The 15,607-nt window shown below is 63.6% G+C and carries 15 protein-coding genes; 8 read left to right on the top strand and 7 right to left on the bottom strand.

Annotation, left to right across the window (positions count from 1 at the left end):
• Positions 1–434 precede the first annotated feature (434 nt).
• Positions 435–1,634 carry a tyrosine--tRNA ligase gene (gene tyrS, locus JFY56_RS20435; RefSeq protein WP_208315919.1) on the bottom strand — a complete coding sequence of 400 codons (1,200 nt, stop codon included), beginning with the start codon at positions 1,632–1,634 and terminating at the stop codon, positions 435–437.
• A gap of 182 nt (positions 1,635–1,816) precedes the next feature.
• On the opposite strand from tyrS, the gene JFY56_RS20430 reads away from it, so the two are divergent.
• Together JFY56_RS20430 and JFY56_RS20425 are read left to right on the top strand one after the other, a co-directional pair.
• Positions 1,817–3,262 carry a peptidoglycan DD-metalloendopeptidase family protein gene (locus JFY56_RS20430; RefSeq protein WP_408004439.1) on the top strand — a complete coding sequence of 482 codons (1,446 nt, stop codon included), beginning with the start codon at positions 1,817–1,819 and terminating at the stop codon, positions 3,260–3,262.
• 3 nt (positions 3,263–3,265) lie between these two features.
• Complete coding sequence (locus tag JFY56_RS20425; protein WP_208315917.1) at positions 3,266–4,357, top strand: anhydro-N-acetylmuramic acid kinase; 1,092 nt, start codon at positions 3,266–3,268, stop codon at positions 4,355–4,357.
• 53 nt (positions 4,358–4,410) lie between these two features.
• Here the strand turns inward: JFY56_RS20425 and erpA are convergent, their stop codons facing one another.
• The 3 genes from erpA to JFY56_RS20410 form a co-directional block, all read right to left on the bottom strand.
• The gene (erpA, locus tag JFY56_RS20420; RefSeq protein ID WP_208315914.1) at positions 4,411–4,761 is read right to left on the bottom strand and encodes an iron-sulfur cluster insertion protein ErpA; all 351 of its coding nucleotides are present in this window, start codon (positions 4,759–4,761) and stop codon (positions 4,411–4,413) included.
• 138 nt (positions 4,762–4,899) lie between these two features.
• Complete coding sequence (argC, locus tag JFY56_RS20415) at positions 4,900–5,934, bottom strand: N-acetyl-gamma-glutamyl-phosphate reductase (RefSeq protein ID WP_208315912.1); 1,035 nt, start codon at positions 5,932–5,934, stop codon at positions 4,900–4,902.
• A 334-nt stretch (positions 5,935–6,268) separates the two neighbouring features.
• Positions 6,269–7,603, bottom strand: a complete 1,335-nt coding sequence (locus tag JFY56_RS20410) for a chloride channel protein (protein WP_236032910.1) — start codon at positions 7,601–7,603, stop codon at positions 6,269–6,271.
• A 191-nt stretch (positions 7,604–7,794) separates the two neighbouring features.
• Between JFY56_RS20410 and hemJ the strand changes: the two genes are divergently transcribed.
• From hemJ to JFY56_RS20395, 3 genes are all read left to right on the top strand, one after another.
• Positions 7,795–8,220, top strand: coding sequence for a protoporphyrinogen oxidase HemJ (gene hemJ, locus JFY56_RS20405; RefSeq protein ID WP_208315908.1), 426 nt, complete (start codon positions 7,795–7,797; stop codon positions 8,218–8,220).
• Positions 8,221–8,348: 128 nt separating this feature from the next.
• Complete coding sequence (locus tag JFY56_RS20400; protein ID WP_208315906.1) at positions 8,349–9,404, top strand: DUF805 domain-containing protein; 1,056 nt, start codon at positions 8,349–8,351, stop codon at positions 9,402–9,404.
• 53 nt (positions 9,405–9,457) lie between these two features.
• A complete protein-coding gene (locus tag JFY56_RS20395) occupies positions 9,458–10,243 on the top strand; it encodes an SDR family NAD(P)-dependent oxidoreductase (protein WP_208315904.1) in 786 nt (261 codons plus the stop codon).
• 3 nt (positions 10,244–10,246) lie between these two features.
• On the opposite strand, the gene JFY56_RS20390 is transcribed toward JFY56_RS20395, so the two are convergent.
• Positions 10,247–11,728 carry an AAA family ATPase gene (locus JFY56_RS20390; protein ID WP_208315901.1) on the bottom strand — a complete coding sequence of 494 codons (1,482 nt, stop codon included), beginning with the start codon at positions 11,726–11,728 and terminating at the stop codon, positions 10,247–10,249.
• 69 nt (positions 11,729–11,797) lie between these two features.
• Between JFY56_RS20390 and JFY56_RS20385 the strand changes: the two genes are divergently transcribed.
• The gene (locus JFY56_RS20385; protein ID WP_208315899.1) at positions 11,798–12,136 is read left to right on the top strand and encodes a histidine triad nucleotide-binding protein; all 339 of its coding nucleotides are present in this window, start codon (positions 11,798–11,800) and stop codon (positions 12,134–12,136) included.
• A gap of 96 nt (positions 12,137–12,232) precedes the next feature.
• Positions 12,233–12,880 (top strand): 2-polyprenyl-3-methyl-6-methoxy-1,4-benzoquinone monooxygenase, encoded by a 648-nt coding sequence (coq7, locus tag JFY56_RS20380; protein ID WP_208315897.1) that lies wholly within the window; start codon positions 12,233–12,235, stop codon positions 12,878–12,880.
• 150 nt (positions 12,881–13,030) lie between these two features.
• On the opposite strand, the gene speD is transcribed toward coq7, so the two are convergent.
• Together speD and JFY56_RS20370 are read right to left on the bottom strand one after the other, a co-directional pair.
• Positions 13,031–13,825, bottom strand: coding sequence for an adenosylmethionine decarboxylase (gene speD, locus JFY56_RS20375; RefSeq protein WP_208315895.1), 795 nt, complete (start codon positions 13,823–13,825; stop codon positions 13,031–13,033).
• Between the two features lie 209 nt (positions 13,826–14,034).
• Positions 14,035–14,457, bottom strand: a complete 423-nt coding sequence (locus JFY56_RS20370) for an OsmC family protein (protein ID WP_208315893.1) — start codon at positions 14,455–14,457, stop codon at positions 14,035–14,037.
• A gap of 362 nt (positions 14,458–14,819) precedes the next feature.
• Here JFY56_RS20370 and crp point away from each other — a divergent pair, with 362 nt between their 5' ends.
• Entirely contained in the window at positions 14,820–15,464 is a 645-nt protein-coding gene (gene crp, locus JFY56_RS20365) for a cAMP-activated global transcriptional regulator CRP (protein WP_208315891.1), read from the top strand.
• Positions 15,465–15,607: the final 143 nt, after the last annotated feature.

Raw genomic sequence — 15,607 nt, 5'->3', positions numbered from 1 at the left:
GGCTCAGCAATCGCAAAAAACTCTCGAATTCACGAGTGTTACTTGTGATGCTGATAATCTTGCGATCGATCAGTCTTAACTCACAAGCACCCACACGAATTGCTTGATTCAACTTGTTAAAGAGCAGTTGGCTGAGGCCTTCGCTTCAACCGAGGCGCGCATTCTACGCTAACCTCTTCGTCCGTCAAGCCTTATTTTTCGAAATTTTCGTTTCTACTCAATCGCTTGCGCCAAGGAGAAGATCGAAGCCTTCTCGTCAGCGGGATGCGCATTCTACAGCGATCAAACTCGCTGTCAAGCCCCTCTCGGCACTTCACTCTCACTTCATCGCTGCTTAAGTGCTTGATTTTCAAGCTCTTTGCCGGCACCGCCGTGAGAGTGGGGCGCATTATAGGGACTTGGAAAACTGAGTCAACGACTTTCTGAAAGAATCTTCACTCGGCGACGAGCAAGACCTTTGCAAAGGTTTTCTTGCCAGCCTGGCACACATGCGTCGCACCAAGCTTGAACACGAAGCTGCGATCGACCACATGGCCGTCCACCTTCACACCACCGGAAGACAGCAGATCACGCGCAACGGCCGAGTTCTTCACCAGCCCCGCCTTATTAAGAACAGCGCCAATCGGCAGATCCTCAGCCGAAGCAACCTCCACCTCCGGCAGATCTTCCGGAAGCTCACCTTCCTTCAGGCGGTTACCAGCAGACTTGTGCGCGGCAGCAGCAGCCTCTTCACCATGGAAGCGCGCGACGATTTCCTCGGCCAGCTTGATCTTGATGTCGCGCGGATTCGCACCCTTCTCGACATCCTGCTTGAAGCCCTCGATCTCTTCCATGGAACGGAAGCTCAGCAGCTCGAAGTAGCGCCACATCAACGTATCCGGGATCGACACCAGCTTGCTGTACATGATGCCCGGCGCTTCCTGGATGCCAATGTAGTTCCCCAGGGACTTGGACATCTTCTTGACCCCATCCAGCCCTTCCAGCAGCGGCATGGTCAGGATGACTTGCGGCTCCTGATCGTAGGCACGCTGCAGCTCACGCCCCATCAGCAGGTTGAACTTCTGATCGGTGCCGCCGAGCTCGACATCCGCACGCAGCGCAACGGAGTCATAACCCTGTACCAGGGGATAAAGGAACTCGTGAATGGCAATCGACTGATTGCTGGCATAGCGCTTGCTGAAGTCATCCCGTTCGAGCATGCGCGCAACGGTGTACTGGGAGGCAAGGCGAATGAAATCAGCCGGGGAGAGTTGGTCCATCCAGGTGGAATTGAACGCCACCTCGGTGCGCGCCGGGTCGAGGATCTTGAATACCTGTGCCTTGTACGTCTCGGCGTTTTCCAGCACCTGCTCGCGGGTCAGCGGCGGGCGGGTGACGCTCTTGCCGCTGGGATCGCCGATCATTCCGGTGAAGTCGCCGATCAGGAAGATGACCTGATGTCCGAGGTCCTGGAACTGCCGCAGCTTATTAATGAGGACCGTGTGACCGAGATGCAGGTCCGGCGCGGTCGGGTCGAAGCCAGCCTTGATGCGCAAGGGCTGGCCGCGCTTGAGCTTGGCGACCAGTTCGGCCTCCACGAGAATTTCATCTGCGCCACGCTTGATCAGCGCCAGCTGCTCTTCGACCGACTTCATTGCAGAGCTCCGCCCATTTCCAGAATTCAAAAGGGAACCAAAAATACAAGATCGATAACTAAAAACAAGCCCCGCTCCGCCCAGGGGACGACTAACCAGATCCTTGAACGCAGGGTTGCTTCAGAGGGAATTTGGTTATATTTTAGGCAGTTATTTCACATTCCAAAAACACCACTCAAGCCATGACGCAATCAGATCAGAAAGCGCCCTACTACCCGAAGAGCCATTTGCTGGCTGCCAGTGGTATTGCTGCGCTCCTAAGCCTGGCCCTGCTGGTGTTCCCCTCGAGCGAAGTTGAGGCCAAGAAAACCACCCTCAACCTCGAGATGGATGGCGGTACCGAACGCATCGTTCAGGAGAAAGACGATCTCCGACCTGCTCCGGTCACCGAGGACGAAGGCAGTTCACCCTTTGCACAGACCGGGGCCCCGTCCGCCAGCAACAACGACAGCGCCGGAAAAGACGCGGAAAAGAACACCGAACTCACCGCCTCCAGCGAGAAAGCCCCCGTCACTCCAGCCGCTCCGGCCTGGAAAAGCGTGACCGTGGGCAAGGGCGACACCCTCTCCACCGTATTCGCCAAGGCAGGGCTGCCGGCCAACCTCGTGCACGACATCCTGGCCAGCAACAAGGACGCCAAGCGTTTCACCCGCCTGCACAAAGGCCAGGAAGTCGAGTTCCTGCTTGGCTCCGCCGGCGACCTGCAGGCCCTGAAGGTCAAGCAAAGCGACCTTGAAACCCTCAATCTGAACAAGACCGCCAAGGGTTACGTATTCAAGCGCGACCTGGTCAAGCCGGAGCTGCACGCCAGCTACGCGCACGGCCGGATCGACAGCTCGCTGTTCGCCGCGGCGCGCAATGCCGGCCTGCCCCATGGCCTGACCATGGAGCTGACCAAGATCTTCGGCTACGACATCGACTTCGCTCTCGACCTGCGTGACGGCGACGAATTCGACGTGATCTACGAAGAACACAAGGTGAACGGCCGCAAGGTCGACACCGGCAACATCCTGGCGGCACGCTTCGTCAATCGCGGCAAGACCTACACCGCCGTGCGCTACACCAACAAGCAGGGCAGCACCAGCTACTACCGCGCCGACGGCAGCAGCATGCGCAAGGCGTTCATCCGGACTCCGGTGGACTTCGCCCGCATCAGCTCGCGCTTCTCCATGGGGCGTTTCCACCCTGTCCTGAACAAAATCCGTGCACACAAGGGCGTCGATTACGCCGCGCCGACCGGCACGCCGATCAAGGCCACCGGTGATGGCCGGATTGTCGAGGCAGGCCGCAAGGGTGGTTATGGCAACGCCGTGGTCATCCAGCATGGCCAGCGCTACCGCACCATCTACGGCCACCTGAGCCGCTTCGCCAAGGGCATCCGCTCCGGCACCAGCGTCAAGCAGGGGCAGATCATCGGCTACGTCGGCATGACCGGCCTTGCCACCGGCCCGCACCTGCACTACGAGTTCCAGATCAACGGCAAGCACGTCGACCCGCTCAGCGCCAAGCTGCCGATGGCCGACCCGCTCGCCGGCGCGGATCGCAAGCGCTTCATGGCGCAGACGCAGCCCCTGATGGCCCGCATGGATCAGGAAAAGACCACCCAGCTCGCCATGAACAAGCGCTGAGCCATGGCGCTCTATCTGGGGGTGATGTCCGGGACCAGCCTCGATGGCCTGGACATCGCCCTTGTCGAGCAGGATGCAGGAGCCACCCTGCGCGCCTCCCACTACATCCCCATGCCCGCGGCGCTACGCGCCGATCTGCTGGCCCTCTGCGCTCCCGGCGCGGACGAACTGGCTCGCGCCGCCCGCGCCGAGCAGGACTGGGTTCGCCTGGCAGCCCAGGGTATCAACGAGCTACTGCGTTCCCGGAACCTCGACGCCAGCGCCATCCGCGCCATCGGCAGCCACGGGCAGACCGTGCGTCATGAGCCGCAATGGGGCTTCACCATCCAGATCGGCAACCCGGCGCTGCTCGCCGAACTGACCGGCATCGATGTGGTTGCCGATTTCCGTCGCCGCGACATGGCAGCGGGCGGACAAGGCGCCCCGCTGGTCCCGGCATTCCACCAGGCCCTGTTCGGCCAGGACTCGCGCCAGCGCGCCATCCTGAATATCGGCGGTTTCAGCAATGTCTCCCTGCTCGCCCCCGGCGAACCGGTGCGCGGTTTCGACTGCGGCCCCGGCAATGTCCTGATGGACGCCTGGGTCCAGCATCAGCGCAACGAAAGCTACGACAAGGACGGCGCCTGGGGGGGCAGCGGCAAATTGAACGATGCGCTGCTGCAACGCATGCTGGCGGACGACTTCTTTGCCACCCGCGGCCCGAAGAGCACCGGACGCGAGCGTTTCAACCTGGCGTGGCTACAGGCGACTCTCGCCGCCGGCCCGGTATTGCCATCTGAGGATGTGCAGGCGACGCTGCTCGAGCTCAGCGCCCGCAGCATCGCCGAATCCCTGCTGGATGCCCTGCCGGGCTGCGAAGAGGTTCTGGTGTGCGGCGGCGGCGCCTTCAACCCGCCGCTGATGGCGCGTCTTGCCGCGCATCTGCCGGCCGCGCGGGTCGCCAGTACCGCGGATTACGGCATCCCGCCGGAATGGATGGAGGCGATGGCATTCGCCTGGCTGGCACACCGCTTCCTCGAACGGCAACCGGGCAACTGTCCGGACGTCACCGGCGCACACGGCCCACGCATCCTCGGCGCGCTCTACCCCGCCTGACGGCAGATACGAAAACGCCGCGCAAATTGCGCGGCGTTTTTGTATGCCGAAGATCAGATCGAGAAGGACTGACCACAGCCGCAGGTGGTCGCAGCATTCGGGTTCTTGATCACGAAGCGCGAGCCTTCCAGACCTTCCTGATAGTCCACTTCCGCACCCGCCAGGTACTGGAAGCTCATCGGGTCGATCACCAGGCTGACACCGTCGCGCTCGACGATAGTGTCGTCGTCGGCGGTATCCTCATCGAAGGTGAAGCCGTACTGGAAACCAGAGCAGCCACCACCTGTGACGAATACCCGCAGTTTCAGGCGCGGATTGCCTTCTTCGTCGATCAACGTCTTCACCTTGGTTGCCGCACCTTGGGAAAAGATCAGTGCTGTGGGGGTGAAGGTCTCGATGGTCATGGTTACAACTCTCCCGGCCAGGGCCGTACGTTACAACATTGCGGGCTATTATCCGCTTACCCTAGAAAAATGGTCAACTAATCCACAGCAAGGATCAGTCGAATCGCCGCCCCGGAAAATCGGGGCGGCTGAGCTGCATCAGGGCAGCAGCGCGACATTCGACAGGCCGAGGCGCTCTTCCAGGCCGAAAAGGATGTTCATGTTCTGCACAGCCTGGCCCGAGGCGCCCTTGACCAGGTTGTCGATGACCGACAGCACCACCACCAGGTCGCCGCCCTGCGGACGGTGCACGGCGATGCGGCAGACGTTGGCGCCACGCACGCTGCGGGTCTCCGGATGGCTGCCGGCCGGCATCACATCGACGAAGGGCTCGTTGGCGTAACGCTCCTCGAAGAGCTTCTGCAGATCGACCTTGCGATCGGCGACCCGCGCATAGAGGGTCGCATGGATGCCGCGGATCATCGGAGTCAGGTGCGGCACGAAAGTCAGGCCGACATCGCCCTTGGCCGCGCGACGCAGGCCCTGGCTGATTTCCGGCAGGTGACGATGGCCCTTGACCGAATACGCCGCCATGCTTTCGCCAGCCTCGCAGAACAGCGAACCGACCTTGGCTCCACGGCCCGCGCCGCTGACGCCGGACTTGCAGTCGGCGATCAGATTGGCGGTGTCCGCCAGGCCTGCTTCCAGCAGCGGAATGAAGCCGAGCTGGGTCGCGGTCGGATAGCAGCCGGGCACCGCGATCAGGCGGGCCGACTTGATCGCCTCGCGGTTCACTTCCGGCAGACCGTAGACCGCCTCCGGCAGCAGCTCCGGCGCGCCGTGCGGCTGGCCGTACCACTTGGCCCACTCATCGGCGTCCTGCAGGCGGAAGTCGGCGGACAGGTCGATCACCCGGGTGCCGGCAGCCAGCAGCTCGCCAGCCAGGGCATGCGCCACGCCGTGCGGAGTGGCGAAGAACACCACGTCGCAGCCGCCGAGCTTCTGCGCATCTGGCACGCTGAAGGCCAGATGATCGTAGTGACCGCGCAGGTTGGGGTACATGTCGGCAACCTTCACGCCCTCTTCGGAACGCGAAGTGATCACCTCGACCCGCACCTCCGGGTGCTGCGCCAGCAGACGCAGCAATTCCACACCTGTGTAACCCGTCCCACCAACGATACCGACCTTGATCATCTGTCACTCCAGCAATGGCGCCAAACTCAGGAGCGCAATGATAAGAGTCACCGCCTGCGCTGAACAGGCCGAATCGACCTAGGGTCTGTTGACGTTTCGTTCCGGCCGCGACGGAGCCTGTTTTTGCGCGGGGCAAGGCGCGAGGAGAGTGGTCAAATAAACGACGAGCAACGCGGCACCGCGCAAAAACAGGCCCGTCCCTTCGGGTTGCGCGGCAAATGGCGCCATGCGTCGTTGCGGGACTTGGCAAGGGAGCGACCATTCCCTGTGTCCCGCGCCTAGCCTGGCGCCATTTGACGCAGCAACGCGGTTCGGAACGAAACGTCAACAGACCCTAGAGGCCGGACCGTTTGCCGGATGTCAGGCTTTCCATCATCTGCCGGGCCAGGGCGTGGTAGATCGGTACGCGGCTGATGCGCGAGGAAATCGCGCTGGCCAGCAGGGTCGCGGCGAGGATCGGGATCAGCATGTCGGGGCTGTGCGACAGCTCGATGGTGATCACCGTGGCCGTCAGCGGCGTGCGGGTGACCCCGGCGAGATAGGCGGACATGCCGAGCAATCCCACCGCCGGCAGCGTGGCACCCGGGATCAGCGGGGTGATCCACGGCGCCAGGCTGGCGCCGACGGTCAGCGACGGCGAGAACAGGCCTCCAGGGATACCGGCGATGAACGACACCACGTTGCCGAGGAACTTCCACAGCAGGAACCAGTGGTCGACAATGGGTTGGCCTTCGAGGATCGAGCGGGTTTCCGCATAGCCGGTGCCGAACACGTGCTGCCCCGAGCACAGCCCCAGCAACGCCAGAAGCAGGCCACAGACGACCGCAAAGGGAATCGGCCAGCGGCCGCGCCAACGCGCGATGAAACTCAGCGGACCGCTCTTCGCCGGCAGGATCAGGCGGCAATACAACCCGCCGAGCAGGCCACCGATCACGCCGCACGCCGCCACCGCCATCCACGCCGGCCCCAGCGGCATGCTTTCCGAGAGCCTGCCGAAGTAGCTGTAGCTGCCCATCAGCCCGAGCGTCACCATGCCGCCAAGCAGCACGGCGGTGAGCAGCAGGCCGCTGAAACGCTGCTCGAAGGTCTTGCTCAACTCCTCGATGGCGAACACCACGCCACCCAGCGGCGTATTGAAGGCCGCCGCGATGCCCGCCGCGCCGCCTGCGAGGATCAGCCCGGTGACGGTGCGCTTCTCGTACAGGCCCAGGCGGCGGCCGAAGGAATACATCAGTGCCGCGCCGATATGCACCGTCGGGCCTTCGCGCCCGGCGGAGGCGCCAACCAGCAGCGCCAGCAGGGTCAGGACCAGCTTGCCGACAGCGATCGGCAGCGACAGCAGCGCATTGCGCGTGCGGCTACTGCTCTGCCCCAGCGCCACGATCACCTGCGGAATGCCGCTGCCGCGGGTGTTCTTCAGCGCGCCCTGGGTCAGCCAGACCAGCACGGCGAAGCCCAGCGGGCAAATCAGCCACGGCCACCACGGGTTGTGCGCCACCACGCCGCGAAAGGTCGCGCTGGCCAGATCGGCGAGATGGGCGAACGCCAGCGCCACCAGCCCGACCAGTAACGCACCGATCCAGAATGCGACGACCTGCCGCCAGCGGCGCAGGAAACGGTTGCGCCGCCAGAAGCGCAGCGGATTGCTGCGCACAGCCTGCGGCGGCAAGATGGACTCGCGATCCTCTGGGCCGGGGTCGAGCATCCTGGGAGCCCGGGCATCTGCCGGATGCCATGCGGCATGTCGCCCGCCGGGGGCGCATGAAATTTGCGATAGCGGAGAGTCTAGTCAGACCCTGGAGATGACGGCATGCCCATGCGCCACTACTATCAGCGCAACCGTGAAACGAGGAGGACTCCATGCTTTATCTCTGGCTGAAAGCCGTGCACATCATCGCCGTGGTCTGCTGGTTCGCCGGCCTTTTCTACCTGCCGCGACTGTTCGTCTACCACGCGATGAGCGAGGACCAGGCCAGCCGCGAGCGCTTCTGCGTGATGGAGCGCAAGCTCTACCGGGGGATCATGCTGCCGTCGATGCTCGCCACCCTGATCCTCGGCATCTGGATGCTCATCCTCAATCCCGCCTGGCTGTCCCAGGGCTGGATGCACGCCAAGCTGACCCTGGTGCTCCTGCTGGTCGGCTACCACCATGCCTGCGGCGCCATGCTCAAACGCTTCGCCCGCGGCGAAAACAGCCGTGGCCATGTGTTCTACCGCTGGTTCAACGAAGTCCCGGTACTGTTCCTGATCGCCATCGTCATCCTGGTAGTGATCAAACCCTTCTGACCCCGCGTACCCCGGGCGGCGCCCGGCACTACGCCATCAGCGGTACAGGAGCATAATCCCGCTTGTTCGCCACAGGCCGTGCCGATTACGCTGTCACCAGCCAATTTCCAGCCGACAAGGATGCTTCGATGGACGCAACACGCTACAAGATCGTGTTTGACGGCGCTTTGATGCCACAGACGCCCCTGCAAACCGCCAAAGAGAATCTTGCGCGCCTGTTCAAGAGCGACCCGGCCAAGGTCGACGCCCTGTTCAGCGGCCAGCCGGTCGTGCTCAAGCGCGATCTCTCCGAGGACGAGGCCGAGAAGTATCTGCGCGCGCTGCACAGTGCCGGCGCCAACGCCCGCAAGGAAGCCGACCGGCTCGCCGGCCTGTCGCTGGTGGAAACCGAAGACCACCCCTCCCCCGCCAGGGCAACAGCCCCGACCGCCGATGCACAGCGCATGACCTGCCCGAAATGCGGGCACGAACAGGACAAGGCTTCGGAATGCTCGTCCTGCGGCATCATCATCGACAAATACCTGGCCCGCCAGGCCGAACTGGCAGCCAGCCCGCCCGCGCAACCGGCCGCGACTCCCGCCCCCGCCGCCGCCCAGTCGCCCTACGCGCCGCCGCAGGCCCAGGTGGGCGACGTGCTGCCCGAGTACGGCGAACTGAAGTACATCTCGGCGAGCGGACGCATCGGCCGCGTTCGCTACCTCGGCTGGGGCATGGGCGCGATGTTCCTGATGCTGCCGGTCTTCGCGGTATTCGCCGGGCTCGCCAGCGTTTCCAGCTCCCTGGCGATGGTTCTGCTGATCGTAGCCGTCGCCGCATACGCCGTCATCGCCGTGCTCTTCGGCATACAGCGCCTGCACGATATCGGCTTGTCCGGCTGGCTGTGGCTGGTCAACCTCGTGCCCGTGGTGGGCAGCGTGATGGGCCTGGTGATGCTGCTGATGCCCGGCAACGCCGGCGCCAACCGCTATGGCCCGCCACCACCGCCGAACAGCCGGGGCGTAGTCGTGCTTGCCTGGAGCACCGCCCTGGTGGCCGTCATCGGCATCCTCGCCGCCTTCGCCATCCCGAGCTATCAGGACTACGTGACCCGCGAGCAGTTGAGTCATTACAGTCAGGACAGCGACTACGGCTCCGGCGAAGACAGCGAAAGCGCCGCGCCGGACGAGTCCTCGTCCGAGCAATAGCCGGCCATGTCGGGGCGCGTTAGAATCCGCGCCCCTTCACCGAGACTCGTTCGATGCCACGTTATGCCCTGATCACCGGAGCCTCCAGCGGTATCGGCCTCGCCCTGGCCGAAGCCCTGGCGCGCCGTGGCCAGGCGCTGGTGCTGGTGGCGCGCCAGCGGGATGCCCTGGAAAGCATCGCCTGCGAACTGGCGCAGCGCTTCGGCGTGGACGTGCTGTTCCGCACCTGCGATCTCTCCGAGCCGCTGCAGTTATCCGGACTGGTGCACGAACTGGACCAGAACGGCCTGCAGATCGAGCTGCTGGTGAACAGTGCCGGCATCGGCTCGGCCGGCGCCTTCATCGACCAGGACTGGACGCGCGAGCGGGAGCTGATCGAGCTCAACGTGCTCGCCCTCGCCCGCCTCTGCCACGCCATCGGCTATCGCATGGCGCAGAACGGCGGCGGCCGGATCCTCAACATCGCCGCGACCGGCGCCCTGCATCCGGGGCCGTGGATGAGCAGCTACCACGCCAGCAAGGCCTATGTGCTGCATTTCTCCGAAGGACTGCGCGAAGAACTGAAAGGCCGCGGCGTGAAGGTTTCTGTGCTCTGCCCCGGTCCGACGCAAACGGCGTTCTTCCGCGAGGCCGGGCTGAAGCCGGAGCGTTTCGCCGGCAAGCGCATGATGAGCCCGGAAGAGCTGGCGTTCCTCACCGTGAAGGCCCTGAAGCGCAATCCGGCGATCATCATCCCCGGCTGGCGCAACCGCCTGCTGGCCTGGCTGCCGCGCCTGGCGCCGCGCTGGCTGGTGCGCAAGCTGGCAGGTCGGCGCAACCGCCTCGCCGTGCAGGGCTGACGCTCAGTCCGCCCGCACCGTGCGGCCGTCGGCCCAGCGCCGCAAGGCTGCCAGGTCTTCCGCCATCACCACCGACAACGGCGAAGTGCGCTTGAGCTCCTGCAGCAGCAGCTCCTGGTCCACGGTCTTCTGCTGCGCCTGCCCCGCATAGAACGCGCCCACCACCACCTGCTCGATTTCCGCGCCGGAGAAGCCGTCACTGGCCTGCGCCAGTTCCGCCAGATCGAACTGCGCGGGATCGAGCTCGCGCCGCACCAGATGGATGCGGAAGATATCGCCGCGCACCTGCATGTCCGGCAGATCAACGAAGAACAGCTCGTCGAAGCGCCCCTTGCGCACCAGCTCCGGCGCCAGCCGATCGATATTGTTGGCGGTGGCGACCATGAACACCGGCGCCTTGCGTTCGGCCATCCAGGTCAGCAGCGTACCGAGTACGCGCTGGCTGACGCCGCCATCGTGGTCGCCGGTGGCCAGCCCCTTCTCGATCTCGTCGACCCACAGCACGCAGGGCGCCATTTCGTCCGCCAGGCGCAGGGCATCACGCAGGTTGCGCTCGGTTTCGCCGAAGTACTTGTTGTACAGGCAGGCGAAATCCAGGCGCAGCAACGGCAATCCCCATAACCCGGCGACGGCCTTGGCCGCCAGGCTCTTGCCGCCGCCCTGCACGCCGACCAGCAGGATGCCCTTGGGCAGATCGTTGTCCCTGTCGGAGCTGAATGCCGCCTGGCGCTCGCCCAGCCAGCGTTTCAGGCTGAACAGTCCGCCGACTTCGGCGAAGCGCGCGGTGTCGTGCTCGAAACTGAGCACGCCACTGAGATCGAGCAGGTCGAACTTGGTGCGATTGAGGCTGGGCAGGTCTTCCTGGGTGATGGCGCCGTCGTTGCAGATCACGTTGCGCGCCAGCAGGCGGGCCTCGCCATGGCTGAGTCCGCGCAGGTTCTTCACCACCTGGCGCAGCGTGCGGTTGTCGGTGCGCACCCGCACGCCGTTGTTGCGTTCGCTCCAGCGCGCGGCCTCCTCGCGGACGATGCCGACCAGTTCGTCTTCGCTGGGCAGCGCCAGGGAGAAGCGAGCGGCGAAACGCTGGATTTCCGCCGGCAGCTTGAGGGCATGGGAAACCAGCACCACGGTGGGTTTGAACGGGCTCTCCGCCATGGCGATTTCCTTCAGCAGGCGCACCACCCGCGGGCCGTCCACCAGGAACGGATGCAGGTCGCAGAGCACGTAGAGGTTTGGCTGCACGTCGGCCTTGATCAGCCGTAGCGCGGTTTCCACCTCGCGGCTGTCGCCCTCGCCCTGCACTTCGCCACCGAAGCCCAGGCGCTGCAGGCCCTCGGTGACCGACCAGGTCAGCAGACCGAGTCCGCGCTTCACCGCCAGCCCGGTCAGGGTTTCCAGCACCCGTGGCTCGTCCCAGGACTCGATCACGACCAGCTTGACCCGCGAGTCCAGCACCAGGCCCAGATCATGGATGTCGTTCTTCACGCAGGCTCCTTGCGATTGCCGCCCCGGCCGTTACACTCAGGCCGCATGACCCAGGCCGGAGGCACTTCCGTGAACTGTCTGTTCTGCAAGATCGTGACCGGGGAAATTCCCGCGCGCAAGTTCTACGAGGACGACCAGGTGGTCGCCTTCCACGACATCAACCCGCAGGCGCCGGTGCATTTCCTGGTCATACCGAAGAAGCACATCCCGACCCTCAACGACCTCACCGAGGCGGACAAGCCGCTGACCGGCCATATCCTGCATACCGCGCAGCAACTGGCGCTGGAGCAGGGCTGCGCGGAAGGCTTCCGGGTGGTGATGAACTGCAACGACCTCGGCGGCCAGACGGTCCATCACATCCACATGCATGTGCTTGGCCAGCGGGCGATGCACTGGCCGCCGGGCTGAGCGGGCGTCCTACGACACTTTCCCACTGCCCTGCGGCAAGACCTGGCCCGCCCATTCCGCTAAACTGGCGCGCGATATTTCTTCCGGAGGTACGCCATGTCCGCCGAACGTCACTACTCGCCCGTCGACCGTTTCCTGCTGCAGGCCGATGCCGCCATGCGCACCCTGCTGCCGTTCGCCGGCCATCCGGCGCGACCGTCGCCCGCCATCGTGCAGCCGGACGCCGAACTGAGCGAAGAGGACGCCCGCCACGTCGCCGGCCTGATGCGGGTGAACCACACCGGCGAGGTCTGCGCCCAGGCGCTCTACCAGGGGCAGGCGTTGACCGCCAAGCTGCCGAATATCCGCAAGGCCATGGAAGATGCGGCGGACGAGGAAGTCGACCACCTCGCCTGGTGCGAGCAGCGCATCCGCGAACTCGGCAGCCGGCCGAGCCTGCTCAACCCGCTGTTCTATGGCATGTCCTTCGGCGTCGGCGCAGTGGCCGGGCTGATCAGCGACCGCGTCAGCCTCGGTTTCGTCGCCGCCACCGAAGACCAGGTGTGCAAGCACCTCGACGAACACCTCGCGGAAATCCCCGCCGAGGACCAGAAAAGCCGCGCGATCCTCGAACAGATGCGCAGCGACGAGCAGCACCATGCCAACAGCGCCCTGGATGCCGGCGGTTTGCGCTTCCCGGCGCCGGTAAAGCTGGGCATGACCCTGCTGTCGAAGGTGATGACCAAGACCACGTACCGGATCTGAAGCCTCTCCTGTAGAAGCCAGCTTGCTGGCGATCGATGGTGTCAGCCGGCAATACGCTGCCAGGCGGAATCCCTGGATCGCCAGCAAGCTGGCTCCTACAGAAAAAGAAAAGGGCGCCATGCAGGCGCCCTCTTCTTTTGGAGTCGATCCTCAGTGCGGCATGTTGCGCGCGTAGAAGATCTCCAGCATCTCGTGACGCAGGCGTTCTTCCACCTGCTTGCGCTGCTCCGCCGACAGGGTGCGGGTGGCGTCGCCGAACAGGTAGTTGTCCAGCTCGAAGTCCTTCAGCAGCATCTTGGTATGGAACATGTTCTCCTGGTACACGTTCACGTCGGTCATCTGGTATGCCTCGTACGTGTCGTCGGAGAGATAGTTCTGGATCGAGTTGATCGCGTGGTCGATGAAGTGCTTCTTGCCTTCCACGTCACGGGTGAAGCCGCGCACGCGGTAGTCCACGGTGACGATGTCCGAGTCGAACTGGTGGATCAGGTAGTTCAGCGCCTTCAGCGGAGAAATCACGCCGCAGGTGGAGACGTCGATGTCCACGCGGAACGTGGCGATGCCTTCCACCGGATGGATTTCCGGATAGGTGTGCACGGTGATATGGCTCTTGTCCAGGTGCGCCAGGATGGTTTCCGGCAGCGGCCCTGGGGATTCCTCGATCTGGCTTTCGGTCGGCTCGACCGGCTGCTCGGAGATCAGGATGGTTACGCTGGCGCCTTGCGGATCGTAATCCTGACGGGCGATGTTCAGGATGTTCGCGCCAATGATGTCGACAACATCGGTGAGGATCTGCGTGAGACGTTCAGCATCGTACTCTTCGTCGATGTACTGCACGTAGGCCTGCTGGTCTTCAGGCGTCTCGGCATAGCAGATGTCATAGATGTTGAAGCTCAAGGTCTTCGTCAGGTTGTTGAACCCGTGGAGCTTGAGTTTGCTTTTCACCGTGGAAACTCTCGTCAATGCGGCTCTGCCGCGTGATTGAGCATGCCCGTCAGATGCGGACGACGCACCTGCGTAGGACGGTTTACACCTCTTCGCGATGGCGATTGTGGTTGCTTGCCGGGGCGGCAAGCCCCGAAAAAAGGTGGCGCATTATGCAGAGGTCGAAGGCCCCGCACCAGAGTTTGCGCCACTCCGATGATGAAAGGATGTCAGCCGAGTTCGACGATCTCGTAGTCGTGGGTGATCTCCACGCCGCCACGAGCGAGCATGATCGAGGCCGAGCAGTACTTCTCCGCCGACAGCTCGACCGCGCGCTTGACCTGCGCTTCCTTCAGACCGCGGCCCTTGACCACGAAATGCACGTGTATCCTGGTGAACACCTTCGGGTCCTCACCGGCACGCTCGGCGTCGAGGAAGGCCTCGCAGCTTTCCACCGGCTGGCGGCTTTTCTTCAGGATGCTGACCACGTCGAAGTTGGTGCAGCCGCCCAGGCCGAGCAGCAGCATTTCCATCGGCCGAACGCCGAGGTTGCGGCCACCGTTTTCCGGTGGGCCATCCATCACCACCACATGGCCGCTGCCGGACTCGCCGAGGAACATGGCCTCGCCTGCCCACTGGATACGCGCTTTCATCGAGTGCTCCGCCGAAAAAAAGGGGCGACAGATTAACACAGGGGCAATCGAGTCGAGCCCTCTCCCCGCGCTGTTAGCTGCGTCGCAAATCCAGGGCGCTGCGCATTGTCTGACACTTAATTTGACGCCACCAAAATGGCACACTCTCAGAAAATCCTCTGACGGACGTTCCAGGTTTCTGATTGTAGGGAACACTGCGTCTGTTAAGCTCATGCCGCTTTACGTAAAAGCACGGGAGCACAAAAACGCAGTTCGCCAGCTTGATGGCGAGGGGGAGTCGCTAGGGAAACGGCGCGCTGCACATAACAAACAAATAACGCCTGTTGTGCAAAGGGCCTTTCTTAAATTTCCGGGACTCGGGCATGGCTATCACCCTCACACCCAAACCAAAGAACTTCGACAAGCTGCTCGCGCATTGCCACCGCCGTCGCTACACCGCCAAAAGCACCATCATCTATGCGGGCGACCGTTGCGAAAGCCTGTTCTTCATCATCAAGGGCTCGGTCACCGTACTGATCGAGGATGACGACGGCCGCGAAATGATCATCGGCTATCTCAACACTGGCGACTTCTTCGGAGAGATGGGGCTCTTCGACAAGGAAGGCAGCATCGGCCAGGAGCGCAGCGCCTGGGTTCGCGCCAAGAGCGAGTGCGAAGTGGCGGAGATCAGCTACGCCAAGTTCCGCGAACTGAGCCAGCACGATCCGGAAATCCTCTTCACCCTCGGCAGCCAGATGGCCGAACGCCTGCGCAAGACCACCCGCAAGGTCGGCGACCTGGCCTTCCTCGACGTCACCGGCCGCGTCGCCCGCACCCTGCTCGACCTGTGCCAGCAGCCGGACGCCATGACCCACCCGGACGGCATGCAGATCAAGATCACCCGCCAGGAAATCGGCCGCATCGTCGGCTGCTCGCGGGAGATGGTCGGCCGCGTATTGAAGGGCCTGGAGGAACAGGGTCTGGTCTATGTGAAGGGCAAGACCATGGTGGTGTTCGGCACGCGCTGAATCACCGCAGAAATGAAGAAGCCGGCATCAGCCGGCTTCTTTTTTTGTCCAACGCGGATCAGAGCGCAGGTTGGGCTGAGGAGCGAAGCGACGAAGCCCAACGAAGCGACGCCTGCCAGATGTTGGGCTTCGCTGCGCTCAGC

This window comes from Pseudomonas schmalbachii, from assembly GCF_017589465.1.
Classification (GTDB): domain Bacteria; phylum Pseudomonadota; class Gammaproteobacteria; order Pseudomonadales; family Pseudomonadaceae; genus Pseudomonas; species Pseudomonas schmalbachii.
The sequence above is the reverse complement of the archived record's forward strand: the minus strand, read 5'-3'. Positions and strand labels throughout refer to the sequence as shown.